General features: G+C 71.3%; 11 protein-coding genes and 1 pseudogene. 7 read left to right on the top strand and 5 right to left on the bottom strand.

The window, feature by feature from the left end:
* Positions 1-129: 129 nt before the first annotated feature.
* Positions 130-1,074, bottom strand: a complete 945-nt coding sequence (locus tag ABD714_RS19185) for an electron transfer flavoprotein subunit alpha/FixB family protein (protein ID WP_344814054.1) — start codon at positions 1,072-1,074, stop codon at positions 130-132.
* A 45-nt stretch (positions 1,075-1,119) separates the two neighbouring features.
* A complete protein-coding gene (locus ABD714_RS19180) occupies positions 1,120-1,902 on the bottom strand; it encodes an electron transfer flavoprotein subunit beta/FixA family protein (protein WP_344814053.1) in 783 nt (260 codons plus the stop codon).
* A 209-nt stretch (positions 1,903-2,111) separates the two neighbouring features.
* On the opposite strand from ABD714_RS19180, the gene glgX reads away from it, so the two are divergent.
* Positions 2,112-4,223 (top strand): glycogen debranching protein GlgX, encoded by a 2,112-nt coding sequence (glgX, locus tag ABD714_RS19175; RefSeq protein ID WP_344814052.1) that lies wholly within the window; start codon positions 2,112-2,114, stop codon positions 4,221-4,223.
* A 27-nt stretch (positions 4,224-4,250) separates the two neighbouring features.
* On the opposite strand, the gene ABD714_RS19170 is transcribed toward glgX, so the two are convergent.
* Positions 4,251-4,637, bottom strand: a complete 387-nt coding sequence (locus tag ABD714_RS19170) for an SRPBCC family protein (RefSeq protein WP_344814051.1) — start codon at positions 4,635-4,637, stop codon at positions 4,251-4,253.
* Between the two features lie 97 nt (positions 4,638-4,734).
* Here ABD714_RS19170 and ABD714_RS19165 point away from each other — a divergent pair, with 97 nt between their 5' ends.
* From ABD714_RS19165 to ABD714_RS19140, 6 genes and pseudogenes are all read left to right on the top strand, one after another.
* Positions 4,735-6,837 (top strand): alpha-1,4-glucan--maltose-1-phosphate maltosyltransferase, encoded by a 2,103-nt coding sequence (locus tag ABD714_RS19165; protein WP_344814050.1) that lies wholly within the window; start codon positions 4,735-4,737, stop codon positions 6,835-6,837.
* A complete protein-coding gene (locus ABD714_RS19160; protein ID WP_344814049.1) occupies positions 6,837-8,201 on the top strand; it encodes a maltokinase N-terminal cap-like domain-containing protein in 1,365 nt (454 codons plus the stop codon). Before ABD714_RS19165 ends, ABD714_RS19160 begins: the two co-directional genes overlap by 1 nt.
* A 14-nt stretch (positions 8,202-8,215) precedes the next feature.
* Positions 8,216-10,120: pseudogene (gene glgB, locus ABD714_RS19155) on the top strand (1,4-alpha-glucan branching protein GlgB); the annotation flags it as partial.
* A gap of 482 nt (positions 10,121-10,602) precedes the next feature.
* The gene (locus ABD714_RS19150) at positions 10,603-11,376 is read left to right on the top strand and encodes an NUDIX hydrolase (protein ID WP_344814048.1); all 774 of its coding nucleotides are present in this window, start codon (positions 10,603-10,605) and stop codon (positions 11,374-11,376) included.
* 37 nt (positions 11,377-11,413) lie between these two features.
* Positions 11,414-12,439 carry an NAD(P)-dependent oxidoreductase gene (locus ABD714_RS19145; protein WP_344814047.1) on the top strand — a complete coding sequence of 342 codons (1,026 nt, stop codon included), beginning with the start codon at positions 11,414-11,416 and terminating at the stop codon, positions 12,437-12,439.
* Between the two features lie 30 nt (positions 12,440-12,469).
* Positions 12,470-12,805 (top strand): YnfA family protein, encoded by a 336-nt coding sequence (locus ABD714_RS19140; protein WP_344814046.1) that lies wholly within the window; start codon positions 12,470-12,472, stop codon positions 12,803-12,805.
* A 38-nt stretch (positions 12,806-12,843) separates the two neighbouring features.
* On the opposite strand, the gene ABD714_RS19135 is transcribed toward ABD714_RS19140, so the two are convergent.
* Positions 12,844-13,776, bottom strand: coding sequence for an aldo/keto reductase (locus ABD714_RS19135; RefSeq protein ID WP_344814045.1), 933 nt, complete (start codon positions 13,774-13,776; stop codon positions 12,844-12,846).
* Positions 13,773-14,663, bottom strand: a complete 891-nt coding sequence (locus tag ABD714_RS19130; RefSeq protein WP_344814044.1) for an aldo/keto reductase — start codon at positions 14,661-14,663, stop codon at positions 13,773-13,775. The genes ABD714_RS19135 and ABD714_RS19130 overlap by 4 nt, the downstream gene beginning before the upstream one ends.
* Positions 14,664-14,694: the final 31 nt, after the last annotated feature.

Here is a 14,694-nt window from a genome sequence, read left to right as displayed (position 1 = left end):
GGCGACTCCTCTCGACACCCTGTCCATGTCCACTGGCGACCGGTGGTTCACACCCCCACGTCCCGAACCCAGTGATCTGAGTCACAGTCGCTCGCCAGACTGCCGCGTCCCCGGCTCTCCGCTGAGCGATCAGCCCTTCCGCGAGGTGACCTGCTCCGTCACGGCCGGCAGCACCGTCTGCAGGTCGCCGACCACCCCGAGGTCGGCCAGGGCGAAGATCGGCGCCTCCGGGTCCTTGTTGACCGCGACGATCGCCTTGGAGGTCTGCATCCCGGCCCGGTGCTGGATCGCGCCGGAGATGCCGGCCGCCAGGTAGAGCTGAGGGGACACGGTCTTGCCGGTCTGCCCGACCTGGTACGCGTGCGGGTACCAGCCGGAGTCCACGGCGGCTCGGGAGGCACCGACCGCACCGCCGAGCGCGTCGGCCAGCGCCTCGACGGCGCCGAAGTCGCCGCCGGTCCCCCGTCCACCGGACACCACGATCGCGGCCTCGGTCAGCTCGGGCCGGCCGCTCGCCGCCTTCGGCTCCGACGTCACGATCCGCGCTCCCTTGGCGGCGTCGGAGATCGTGACCGCGGCCTCGACCACCTCCGGCGTCACCGGTGCCACCTCCGGAGCGACGGCGTTCGGCTTCACCGTGACGACCGGCACGCCGTGACCCACCGTGGCGGTCACGGTCCAGTTGCCGGCGAACACGGTCTGGGTGGTCGACCCGTCGCCCGCCACGTCGGTGGCGTCGGTGATGAGTCCCGAACCGAGCTTGACCGCCAGTCGTCCCGCGATCTCCTTGCCCTCGGCCGAGGAGGTGATGAGCACCGCCGCGGGCGACCGCTCCGCGACGATCTGCGCCAGGGCCTCGGCCTTGGGGGCGACCAGGTACTCGTCGATGGCCGGGTCGGCCACCCACACCACCGCTGCGGCGCCGTACTCCCCCAGGGTTCCCGCGACGGCCGACCCGTCACCGAAGACGACGGCGACCGGCGACCCCAGCCGGCGGGCGAGGGTCAGCAGCTCGAGGGTGGGCTTGGTGACCGAGGCGTCGGCCACCTCGGCGACGACGATGACATCAGACATGACTGCGGTTTCCTCTCGACAGGACCGGGGTTCAAGAACGCTTTCTCAGATGAACTTGCCGGCGGCCAGGAACTCGACGACCGCGGCCGAGCCGGCCCCGTCGTCGTCGCTGACCACCTTGCCGGCCTCCTTGGGCGGGCGCGGGGTGGTCTCGGCGACACTGCTCCACGCCGCGTCCAACCCCACCGAGCCGGGGTCGATGCCCAGGTCGGAGAGCTCCCAGGTCCGGACCGGCTTCTTCTTCGCGGCCAGGATGCCCTTCATCGACGGGTAGCGGGCCTCGCCGGACTGGTCGGTGACGCTGACCACGGCGGGCAGGTGCGCCTCGATGGTCAGGCTGGCGGTGTCGGTGTCCCGCCGCACGGTCACCACGTCGCCCGCCAGCTCCAGGGTGGCGCCGAGGGTGGCCGCGGGCCAGCCGAGTCGCTCGGCGACCATCACCGGCACCACGCCCATGGCGCCGTCGGTCGAGGCCATCCCGCAGAGCACCAGGTCGGGCGCCTCCTTGCGGATCGCTGCGGCCAGGATCTCGCTGGTGGCCAGCGCGTCGGAGCCGGCGATCGCGTCGTCGAGCACGTGGATCCCCGCGGACGCCCCCATCTGCAGCGCCCGCTTGATCGCGGCAGCGGCATCGTCGGGGCCGACGGTGAGCACCACGACCTCGACGTCGTCGGACCCCTCGGCCACCCGCAGCGCCTGCTCCACGGCGTACTCGTCGAGCTCGGACAGCAGCCCGTCGGTCGCCTCGCGATCCACCGTGTGATCGGCGGCGAATCCCCGCTCACCCGTGGCGTCGGGGACGTACTTCACCAGAACCAGGATCTCCATGTCCTCACCTCTCTGTGTCCGACCGGGCGGAACGTCGACGCCCGCGCTCCATATTACCCGCCGGTAACTTACGGACGGTCAGCGAGCCCGTGTGGTGCAGGGCACAATGTAGGCCCCCGGACCACGGGCAGGCCCCGCCACGACGGGGTGGGCAGCGTCGCCCGACTGATCCGACCCGCCCCAGGCGGCATGACGAACGAGCGAGCGATATGAGCCCCACCCCGGCGATCCTGCCACCCCCGGCGGACTCGTCCTGTCTCGGCGCCCGGCTCACCGGGGACGGCGCCCGGTTCGGTCTGTGGGCTCCCCGCGCCTCCCGCGTCGAGCTGGTGCTGATCGGCGAGGACAAGACCCAGCGCAACATCGACCTGACCCGCGGTCACGACGGCGTCTGGCTCGGCCAGGTCCGCGGGGTCACCGCCGGTCAGCGGTACGGCTACCGCGTGCACGGGGGGTGGGCGCCCCACTCCGGCGCGCGCTTCAACCCCGCCAAGCTGCTGCTGGATCCGTACGCCCGGGCGATCACCGGCGGGGTCGACTACCGCGGTCCGATCCTGGACCACACCGAGGCCTCGGACTACGAGCCGGATCCGCGGGACTCCTTCAACGCCGTGCCGCTGGGGGTGGTGGTGGCCGACACCCCGCCGCCGACGCCGCTCGCGTCCCCGGTGCCGTTGGCCGAGACGGTGCTCTACGAGCTGCACGTGAAGGGCTTCACCCGACTCCACCCGGCCGTCCCCGAGCACCTGCGCGGCAGCTACGCCGGTCTGGCCTACCCGGCCGTGATCGAGCACCTCAAGGAGCTGGGGGTCACCTCGGTCGAGCTGCTGCCGGTCCACCACTTCGTCTCCGAGCCGTTCCTGATCACCCGCGGCCTGTCCAACTACTGGGGCTACAACACGCTCGGCTTCTTCGCGCCGCACTCCGCGTACGGCTCGGTCGGCACCCTGGGTCAGCAGGTGACCGAGTTCAAGGACATGGTGTCGGCCTACCACGAGGCCGGCATCGAGGTGATCCTCGACGTGGTCTACAACCACACCGGCGAGGGCGGCCACGAGGGGCCGACGCTGTCGTTCCGTGGTCTGGACCACTCCGGCTACTACCGCCTGACCGACGACCTCCGGACCGACTACGACGTCACCGGCTGCGGCAACTCGGTGGACACCGCACAACCCGGCGTGCTGCAGCTGGTGGCGGACTCGCTGCGCTACTGGGTGACGGAGATGGGGGTCGACGGCTTCCGCTTCGACCTGGTCACCACGCTGGTCCGCGACGAGCGCCACCAGGTCGACCTGCACCACCCGTTCCAGCAGCTGCTGCGGACCGACCCGGTGCTGAGCCGGACCAAGATCATCGCCGAGCCCTGGGACCTCGGACCGTACGGCTACCAGGTCGGCGCCTTCGGGCGTCGCTGGAGCGAGTGGAACGACCGGTTCCGCAACTACGTCCGGGACTTCTGGCGGGGCAACACCTCCGGCGTGGCCGAGATGGGGCAGCGTCTCACCGGCTCTCCGGACATCTTCGACCACCACGGCCGGCGGCCCACCGCCAGCGTGAACTTCGTGACCGCCCACGACGGCTTCACCCTGCGGGACGTGGTGACCTACAACGTCAAGCACAACGGGGCGAACGGGGAGTCCAACCGCGACGGGACCGAGGACAACCGGTCCTGGAACTGCGGGGTCGAGGGCGAGACCGACGATCCCGTGATCATGGCCCTGCGGCACCGGCAGGCCGGCAACATGCTGGCCACGATGATCCTGGCTGCCGGGGTGCCGATGATCACCGCCGGCGACGAGCGCGGTCGCACCCAGCAGGGGAACAACAACGCCTACTGCCAGGACTCGCCCCTGTCCTGGATGCACTGGGACGTCGAGGAGGACTGGCACAACCTGCACGACCTCACCCGGCGGCTGCTCCGCCTCCGGCGCGAGCACCCGGTGCTGCGGCGGAGCCGGTTCCGGCACGGCGAGCCGGTCCTGGACAGCACGGGTGCGCCGACGGGGCGCAAGAACCTCGCCTGGTTCGGCGGCGCGGAGACGGAGATGACGTCGCACGAGTGGCACGACCCGCACCGGCGCACGCTCGGGGTCTACCTGGCCGACGACCACACCGACCGCGACTCCGACGACGCCCTGCTGATCTGGCTGCACGGCGGTCCCGACCCCGTCCAGGTCACCCTGCCCGACGGCAGCTGGGCGACCACGTACACGGTCGTCGCGCACACGGGCCGGCCCGGCGAGCTCACCGAGGACAAGGTCCCGGCCGGGAGCCGGCTCTGGATCCCCGGACGCTCGGTCGTGGTGCTGCAGGTGGACTGAGCGGCCGACCGACGAGAGCCGGTCGGCTCAGGGACGGACCAGGGCACGGAGCGCCAGCTGCGCCGGCGCCAGGTAGGCCGTCACCAGCGGCGCCGGACCGGAGACGCCCAGCAGGGCGACGCAGCCGCCGGTCGGGCGCTCGGTGATCTCGTGATCGAGGACCAGGGCCAGCGGCCCCAGGCGGGCCCGCCAGCGCCAGGTCCGCGCGGGGGCATCGACGGCGAGCACCTCGAAGGCGATCCGCAGCCCACCCACGCCGACCACCGTGCCGGTCACCCCGGTGGCCAGCACCCGCTCGCGGGCCTCCACGGACGTGATGAACGGGGCCCAGCGGGACCACTCGTCGAGGTCGGCGTAGCGGTGCCAGGCCTGCGTCGCGGACGTCTCGCCGGCCTGGGCCAGGGTGTGCTGCACGGGTGCCTCCTCGGTGGGGTCGGACCGCGGCCTCGTCCGACCGGGTCAGTCTCCCCCACCTCTGCTCCGGTCCGCCCCCTGCCGATAGGTTGGCCACGTGACCGACGTTGATGTGACCGAGACCACTTCTACAGCGCCCGCCGCGACCGCCGCCGCGTCCACCCCCGCCCCCGCGGCGACGACCGGCTCCGGGCTCGGCGCCCGGATCGGGCGCATCCCGGTGACCAAGGTGTCGCCGGTGCTCGAGGGCGGCGCCTACGCCGCCAAGGCCGCCGTCGGCGAGGAGTTCGAGATCCGGGCCACCGTGTTCCGCGAGGGCCACGACGCCGTCAACGCCTCGGTGATCGTGACCAACCCGTCGGGGGTGGAGACCGAGGTCCGGATGGAGCCCACCACCCCCCTCGGCTTCGACTGGTGGCACGCCTACGTCTCGCTCGGCACCGAGGGCGCCTGGACGTTCCGGGTCGAGGGCTGGAGCGACCCGTGGGAGACCTGGGTGCACAACGCCGAGATCAAGATCCCCGCCGGCATCGACGTGGCGTTGATGATCACCGAGGGCACCGCCCTGTTCCACGGCGCCGCGCAGCGGGCCCGGCAGGCCGGTGACCACGACACGGCGGCGGTCCTCGGCGGCGCCGCCGACGGGCTGGCCGCCCCGCAGCAGGTCGAGGACCGGCTGCACGTGGCTCTCGCGCCCGACGTGCGCGACGCCATGCACCACTACGGTCCTCGCGAGCACGTGTCCCCGACGCCTGACTACCCGGTGTTCGTGGATCGCCAGCGGGCCCTCTTCTCCTCCTGGTACGAGTTCTTCCCCCGCTCCGAGGGCGCCCACCGCGACGAGAACGGGGAGTGGGTCTCCGGCACGTTCGACACCGCGCAGACCCGGCTGGAGGCCGCCGCGGCGATGGGCTTCGACGTGGTCTACCTGCCCCCCATCCACCCGATCGGCACCTCGTTCCGGAAGGGCAAGAACAACACCCTGCAGGCCGGTCCGGGCGATCCCGGCTCACCCTGGGCGATCGGCAACGTGACCGGCGGCCACGACGCCATCCACCCCGACCTCGGGGACTTCGATGCGTTCGACCGGTTCGTCGCCCGGGCCGGGGAGCTGGGGCTGGAGATCGCCCTCGACCTCGCCCTGAACGCCTCCCCGGACCACCCGTGGGTGAAGGAGCACCCCGAGTGGTTCTCCCACCGGGCCGACGGCTCGATCGCCTACGCGGAGAACCCGCCGAAGAAGTACCAGGACATCTACAACTTCAACTTCGACGCCGACCGCGACGGCATCCGGGCCGCCTGGCTCGAGGTCGTCCGCCTGTGGATGTCCCACGGGGTGCGGATCTTCCGGGTCGACAACCCCCACACCAAGCCGGTGGAGTTCTGGGCCTGGTTGTTCGCCGAGGTGCGCAAGACCGATCCCGACGTGCTCTTCCTGGCCGAGGCCTTCACCAAGCCGGCCATGATGCACGCCCTCGGCAAGGTCGGCTTCCACCAGGGGTACACCTACTTCACCTGGCGGAACGAGAAGTGGGAGCTCGAGGAGTACCTGACCGAGCTCACCACCGAGACCGACTCCTTCTTCCGTCCGAACTTCTTCGTCAACACCCCCGACATCCTGCCCACCTTCCTGCAGTGGGGTGGGAACACCGCCTTCACCATCCGCGCGGTGCTGGCGGCCACCCTCTCGCCCACCTGGGGGGTGTACGCCGGCTTCGAGCTGTTCGAGAACGAGGTGCTGGCCCGGGGCCGCGAGGAGTACCTGAACTCCGAGAAGTTCGAGTACCGGCCCCGCGACTGGGCGGCCGCGGAGGAGAGCGGAGAGAACCTGAACCTCCTGCTCGGTCGGCTGAACCAGATCCGGCGGGAGCACCCCGCCCTGCAGCAGCTGCGGGACCTGACCTTCCACCACGCGCCGCACAGCAGCGTCATCGTCTACTCCAAGCGGTCCGGCGACGACGTGGTGATCACCGTCTGCAACCTCGACCCGACCTCGGTCGCGGAGTCGGAGATCGTGCTGGACATGGAGGCGCTGGGTCTGGCGCCGGGCGAGATCTTCCTGGTGCACGACGAGATCACCGGCCAGTCCTGGCGCTGGGGTCAGCGGGCGTTCGTCCGGCTCACCTTCGACGACCCCGCGCACGTCCTCACCGTGGTGCGGCAGGGCGACTCGCCGCACCGGTCGCGGGTCACGCCCTGATGGACTCCGAGCTCACCGACCAGCTACTGAGGCACCTCACCGCTGCCCGTTGGTTCGCGGGCAAGGGCCGCCGGGCCGAGGTCGGGTCGCTGACCGTGCTGCCGTGGCTGACCGAGGTGTCCCAGTGGCCGGCCGTGCGGGTGGAGATCCTCCGGGTGGACTACCCGCCCGCCGAGGACCCGGAGCCGGGAGAGGAGGACACGCCCTGGCCGTACGAGCTCTACCAGCTCCTCGTGGCCTACCACCACGCACCGGTCCCCGGGTTGCAGCACGCCGAGATCGGCCGGCGCACCGTCGAGGACCTCGGCCCGGTGATCGCGTACGACGCCGCGCAGGACCCCGAGGCCTGCACTCTGCTGTGGCGGCTGCTGCTGGACGGCGGGCAGGCGCGCGGCCGCGAGGCCGAGGTGTCCTTCCAGCGCACGGATGTCTCCGGTCTCGACGCCTCGGCGACCCCGGTGCCGTTCACCGGTCAGCAGTCGAACACGTCGGTGATGTTCGGCGACGTGGCCATGATCAAGTTCTTCCGTCGGATCGAGCTGGGCACCAACCTCGACATCGAGGTCCACGACGCCCTGGCCCGCACCGGAGTGAGCGACGTGGCCCGCCTCTACGGCTGGATCCGGGCACGCTGGGTGCAGGACGGCGCGCCCGTCGAGGCCGATCTCGCCATGGCGGTGCAGAAGCTGGCCGCCGCCGAGGACGGCTGGGGGCTGGCCCTGGACTCGCTGCGGGCGGGCGAGGACTTCGCCGCGGACGCCGCCCAGCTGGGTCGTTCCCTGGCCCAGATCCACGCCGCCCTGCGCCGGGCGTTCCCCACCGCCGAGGTCGACGGCGCCGCCACCGAGGCGATCATGAACGGCCGGCTCACCGTGGCCGCCCAGGTCGCCCCGGTGCTGGACGAGCTCACCCCCGGGCTGCTGTCGGTCTTTGCCGACGTCGGCGCGGGGACGTTGCAGACCCAGCGCGTGCACGGCGACTTCCATCTGGGCCAGACCCTGCGGACGCCGTCGGGCTGGAAGATCATCGACTTCGAGGGAGAGCCGGCCAAGACCATGGCCGAGCGGCTCGCCCCCGACTCCCCCTGGCGCGACGTCGCAGGCATGCTGCGGTCGTTCGACTACGCCGCCGCCACCGTGCCGGGGCCGGGCGCGGCGCGCTGGCTCGCGTCGGCCCGGGAGGCGTTCCTGACCGCGTACGCTGACGGTCCGCTGAGCTCGGAGCAGGTAGCGACCCTGCAGGCGTACGTGGCGGACAAAGCGGTCTACGAGCTCGTCTACGAGGTCCGCAACCGTCCCGACTGGGTCGCGATCCCCCTGGGCGCGATCCGCACCCTGGCTGGCACCCCAGCCGACCAGAGCTGACGAAGGAGAAAACGATGGCATTCGACCCCGGCGGTGAGCTGACCGGATGGGACCTGACCGGTTTCCACGAAGGTCACGACACCGAGGCGTGGCGGCGGCTCGGCGCGCACGAGATGACCGTCACCGACAGCGAGCGGGGTCAGGTCTCCGGCACGCGCTTCGCGGTGTGGGCGCCGAACGCCCAGACGGTGCGGCTGGTCGGTGACTTCAACTACTGGAACGGCGATGCCTCGACCATGCACCTGGTGCCGGGGTCCGGCGTCTGGTCGCTGTTCGTCGAGGGGGTCGGCAGCGGGACCCTCTACAAGTTCGAGGTGCTCGGCTCCGACGGCGTCTGGCGGCTCAAGGCCGACCCGTTCGCCCAGTTCTGCGAGGCGCCGCCGCACAACGCCTCCATCGTGTACCGCTCCCAGTACGAGTGGGGCGACGACGAGTGGCTGTGGTACCGGGGTCAGAAGAAGCAGTACCAGGAGCCGGTCAGCGTCTACGAGCTGCACCTGGGGTCCTGGCGCAAGGGCCTCACCTACGTGGAGCTGGCCCGCGAGCTGGTGGAGTACGTGACCTGGCAGGGCTACACCCATGTGGAGCTGATGCCGGTCGCCGAGCACCCGTACGACGGCTCCTGGGGTTACCACGTCACCGGCTACTACGCGCCGATCTCGCGCTTCGGCTCACCCGACGAGTTCCGCTACCTCGTCGACGAGCTGCACAAGGCGGGGGTCGGGGTGATCGTGGACTGGGTCCCCGGGCACTTCGCCACCGACCCGTGGGCCCTGCAGCGCTTCGACGGCACGGCGCTCTACGAGCACGAGGACCCGCGCCTGGGCTGGCACCCGGACTGGGGTTCCTACATCTTCAACTTCGGCCGCAACGAGGTGAAGGCGTTCCTGATCTCCAACGCCTTCTACTGGCTGGAGGAGTTCCACATCGACGGTCTGCGGATCGACGCGGTCGCCTCCATGCTCTACCTCGACTACTCCCGCGAGGCCGGGCAGTGGGTGCCGAACATCCACGGGGGCAACGAGAACCTCGAGGCCGTCGAGCTGCTGCAGCGCGTCAACGAGCACAACTACCGCCGCAAGCCGGGGATCATGATGATCGCCGAGGAGTCGACCTCCTGGCCGGGCGTGACCCGTGCCATCGACCAGGGCGGTCTGGGCTTCGGCTTCAAGTGGAACATGGGCTGGATGAACGACTCGCTGCGCTACCTCGGCCGCGAGCCGGTCTACCGGCAGTACCACCACCACGAGATGACCTTCGCCATGGCGTACGCCTACTCGGAGAACTTCGTGCTGCCGATCAGCCACGACGAGGTCGTGCACGGCAAGGGCTCCATGTTCGAGCGGGTGCCGCAGGACGAGTGGCGCAAGTTCGGCACCCTGCGGGCGTTCTACGCGTTCATGTGGGCCCACCCGGGCAAGAAGCTGCTGTTCATGGGCACCGAGTTCGGCCAGCGCCGCGAGTTCTCCGAGTCGCGCAGCATCGACTGGGACGAGAGCGCGCACTGGGGGCACCGCGGGGTGCAGCGGCTGGTCAAGGACCTGAACGCGGTCCTCAAGGCGCACCCGGCGCTGTTCGCCCTGGACAACGACCCGGCCGGCTTCCGCTGGATCAACGCCGACGACGCGGGCGGCAACGTGTTCTCCTGGGTCCGGTTCGACGGCGAGGGGCAGATGATCGCGTGCATCACGAACTTCTCGTCGGAGTCCCGGCCGGACTACCGGGTCGGGCTGCCGGCCGAGGGGGCCTGGCAGGAGATCCTGAACACCGACGCCGACGTCTACGACGGCACCGGGGGGATCGGCAACCTCGGTGAGGTCGTGGCACACCCCGTGCCGTCCAACGGCTTCCCGGCGTCGGCCAACGTGACCATCCCGCCGCTGGGTGCGGTCTGGTTGCTGCACCAGGCCGCTCCGACCGAGGAGACCGACGACACCGCCCAGGTGGAGGCCGGCACGCGGGCCGCGGCCAAGCAGGTCTCGCCCCGCCCGAGCAGGCGGGTCGCTCAGGTCTCCGGCGGGTCGGCGGAGTCCGACGCGCCCCCCGGCAAGAAGGCGGCGGCCAAGAAGGCACCCGTCAAGGCGGCGGCCAAGAAGACGGCCGAGAAGGCGGCCGAGAAGGCACCGGCCACGACCGCCCCGGCGGAACCGGCCGAGACGGCGGTACCGGTCAAGAAGGCGGCGCCGGCCAAGAAGGCCGCCGCCACCAAGACACCTGCCACGAAGACACCCGTCAAGAAGGCGGCGGCAGCGGTCGAGGAGACAGTGGAGAAGGCGGCGGCAGCGGTCGAGGACACCGTCGAGAAGGCCGCTGCGGCGGTGAAGAAGGTGGCCGCCAAGAAGGCGCCGGCGAAGAAGGCGGCCAAGAAGTCGGCGGCCAAGAAGACTCCCCCACCGGAGTCGTGAGCGACGCGGTCCGGCTGACGGTCGGCGATCACGGGATCGCCGGCCTCAGCTGGGGGCCGGAGGTCGACGCGGACGTCCTGCAGCGCCGGATCACCGCGCTGGCGGAGGAGGCACTCGCGGACGGCGTCCGGCGGATCGAGACCGCCGTGCCCGCGGGTGACCGCCTCGCACGCCGGGCCGTGCTGCGCTCGGGCTTCCGGTTCGAGGGAACGCGCCGCTCGGTCGTGCCGCTGGGTGACGGGAGCTACGACGACCTGGCGCTCTTCGCTCGCCTGGCCGCTGACGTCGTCGGTGGTCCGGACGGCTTCTCCGGGGTGATGAACACCGTGCTGCCCCGCAAGAGGGTGATCGCCCACGTGCTGATGCGCGACGTCGACGACCGGATCCTGCTCTGCGACACCGCCTTCAAGAGCGACTGGGAGCTGCCGGGCGGCATCGTCGAGCCGGGCGAACCGCCCCGCGACGGCGCGATCCGGGAGGTCGCCGAGGAGCTCGGCCTCGACCTCGCCGTGGGTCGGCTGCTGGTCGCGGACTGGCTGCCGCCGTACCTGGGCTGGGAGGACGCGCTGGAGCTGATCTTCGACGGTGGCGTGGTGACCGAGGACGACCTGGCCACGTTCTCCCTGCAGGAGAACGAGATCCTCTCGGTGGCCCTGCTCACTCTCGACGAAGCGGCCGAGGTGGTGACGCCGCTGTCCCACCGACGACTGAGCGTGGCGATGGGTCTGGCGGCCGGCGAGTCGGCGTACCTGCAGGACGGCTCCCCATGATCATCCGGGCCCGCAGGGCCGGACCGGGGAGGCTGCGATGACCGCCGACGACCGACCGCTGGTGATCCTGCAACCGGCACCGCAGCGACCCGAGCGGATCTTCCGTCCGGCCGTCCGGGCGGAGCTCGACCGGCTGTTCCGGGTGGTCGACCTGTCCGACGATCAGGACCCCGCCTCCTTCGACCGGGCGCTGCCGGAGGCGTTCGCCGTCATCGGCCAGCCCGATCTGCCCACCGAGCGCCTGGCCGAGGCCACCGCCCTGCGGGCGATCTGCAACGTCGAGGGCAACTTCTTCGGCAACGTCGACTACCCCACCGCCTTCGCCCGCGGGATCCACGTGCTCGGCTGCGGCCCGGCGTACGCCCAGGCGGTCGCCGAGCACGCCCTGGGCCTCGCACTGGACGTGGCCCGCGGGATCAGCCGGGAGGACCGAGCCTTCCGCTCCGGCACCGAGCGCTACGTGGCCGACGGCAACGCCGACGCCGTGCTGCTCCGCGGGGCGCGGGTCGGGCTGATCGGCTACGGCAACCTCGGTCGCGCCCTGCGGCCGCTGCTGGAGGCGTTCGCGGTGGATCTGCAGGTCCACGACCCGTGGCTGCCGGACCGCGCACTGGCCGAGGTGGGGCTGGTGGCGGCCCCGCTGCCCGAGCTGCTGCGACGCAGCCAGTTCGTCTTCGTGCTGGCCACCGTGACGTCGGACAGCGAGCACCTGCTCGGCGCCGACCAGCTGGCCGCCCTGCCGGACGGTACCCGCTTGATCCTGGTCAGCCGCGCCGCCGTGGTCGACTACGACGCGCTCTGGAGCGAGCTCGACGCGGGTCGGATCCTCGCCGGCGTGGACGTCTGGCCCGAGGAGCCGGTGCCGGCCGACGACCCGTACCGTCGGCTGGAGGGTCTGGTCTTCTCCGGTCACCGGGCCGGGGGGATCCCTCAGGCCTTCGAGCGGATCGGCGAGATGGTGGTCGACGACCTGCGACAGATCGCCGCCGGCCTGCCCCCCGTACGCATGCAGGTGGCCGCCCGGGAGCTGGTCGGCCGCTACCGCAACCGACCGGTCGGCTGACCACCCGGGTCGGAACTACCATCCGAGCGCATGGACACCGTGCGCTCGCTCGCCCTGTTCGTCCTCGCCGCTCTGGCCGAGATCGGTGGCGCCTGGCTGGTCTGGCAGGGTGTCCGCGAGCACCGCGGCTGGATCTGGGTCGGGGGCGGGGTGATCGCCCTCGGTCTGTACGGCCTGGTGGCCACCCTCCAACCCGACGCCCACTTCGGCCGCATCCTGGCCGCGTACGGCGGGGTGTTCGTGGCCGGTTCGCTGGTGTGGGGCATGGTCGTCGACGGCTTCCGGCCCGACCGCTGGGACGTGACCGGCGCCCTGGTCTGCCTGGTGGGAGTGGCTCTGATCATGTACGCACCGCGCACAGCCTGAGCCACTCCCCGCCGGTCACCCGAGCCGTCGGATCAGGGTCACGGCACCCGGTGGCCGGCGGCCCGGAACAGCTCGTACCACTCGGGTCGGGTCAAGGCGATGTCCGAGCCCTGCGCGGCGCCGGCGACCCGCTCCGGGGTCGTCGTGCCCAGCACCACCTGCATCTGCGCCGGGTGCCGGGTGATCCAGGCGGTCGCGATGGCGATCGGCGGCACGTCGTACTGTGCGGCCAACCGGTCGACGACCGCGTTGAGCTCGGGGTAGTCGGCCGAGCCGAGGAAGACGCCGTTGAAGAAGCCGGCCTGGAAGGGTGACCACGCCTGGATGGTGATGTCGTGCAGGCGGCAGTAGTCGACGATGCCGCCGCCGTCCAGCGTCACCGACTGCTCCTCGCCCAGCATGTTGGCCGCGACGCCCTGGGCGACGATCGGCGCGTGCGTGATCGAGAGCTGGAGCTGGTTGGCCACCAGGGGCTGGGTGACCGACTTCTTCAGCAGGTCGATCTGGCGGGGCGTCTGGTTCGACACCCCGAAAGCCCGGACCTTGCCCGCGGCCTCCAGCTCGTCGAAGGCCCTCGCGACCTCGTCCGGCTCGACCAGCGCGTCGGGCCGGTGCAGCAGCAGGATGTCGATGTAGTCGGTCTGCAGGGCCCGCAGCGAACCCTCCACCGAGCTGATCAGGTGCTCGTAGGAGAAGTCGAAGTACGGCCCGTCGCCGACGATGCCGGCCTTGGTCTGCAGGGTGATCTGCTCGCGCTCCGCCGCGGTCAGCTGCATCGCCTCGGCGAACCGGCGCTCGCACCCGTGGTCACCGCCGTAGACGTCGGCGTGGTCGAAGAAGTCGATGCCGGCGTCGCGGGCGGTGCCCACCAGGGTCTTGACAGCGTCGTCGTCCATCTCGGCGATCCGCATCAGACCGAGGACGACGTTGGGCACCTGGGTGCCGGTGGTGCCGAGCGGGACGGTTCTCATGCCTGCTCCCCCTGCGCTCCGACCGAGACGGCGTCGGTCAGCGCCGCCACGTCGTCGGCGGACAGCTCGAGGTCGGCCGCCGCCGCGGAGTCGGTGATGCTGGCCGGACGCGAGGACCCGGGGATCGGGATGACGACCGGCGCGAGTGCCAGCTCCCAGGCCAGGATGACCTGCTGCAGGCTGACACCGCGCTCGTCGGCGAGGCGCAGGAACGCGGGGTGGCTGTCGCCCACCGACGCGGTCCGGCCGATGCCGCCCAGCGGCGACCAGGGCAAGAAGGCGATCCCCAGCTCGGCGCAGTGATCGAGCTCGCCCCGGCTCGAGGGGAAGGTCGGGGAGAACTGGTTCTGCACCGAGACCAGCCGCCCACCCAGCACCTCGTTGGCCAGGTCGATCTGCGCCACCGAGGCGTTGGAGATGCCGGCGAGCTGGATGACGCCCTCGTCGAGCAGGTCGGCCAGAGCGCCCACCGAGTCGGCGTAGTCGACGTCGGGGTCCGGTCGGTGGAACTGGTAGAGGCCGATCGCCTCGACGCCCAAGCGCCGGGCGGAGGCCTTGGCCGCCTCCTTGAGGTACTCCGGCCGGCCGTTCTTGGTCCAGGACCCGTCGCCGGGACGGAGGTGCCCGCCCTTGGTGGCGACGAGCACGTCGGAGGTGTCGCTGCCGTACGACCGCAGCGCGCTCGCGATCAGCTCCTCGTTGTGCCCGACGTCGTTCGCGTCGCGGTGGTAGGCGTCGGCGGTGTCGATCAGGGTGACGCCGGCCTCGAGGGCGGCGTGGATGGTGGCGACGGACCGCTCGGTCTCGGGACGTCCTTCGATGGACATCGGCATGCCGCCGAGGCCGATGGCGGACACGGAGCGGGCTCCGATCGTGCGCTGCTGCACTGGGTTTCCTCTCGTTCACTGACTGGTGCCC

The organism is Microlunatus aurantiacus, assembly GCF_039536605.1.
Lineage (GTDB): Bacteria > Actinomycetota > Actinomycetes > Propionibacteriales > Propionibacteriaceae > Microlunatus > Microlunatus aurantiacus.
Note: the sequence above shows the minus strand (reverse complement) of the source record. Positions and strands in the feature narration are given on the sequence as shown.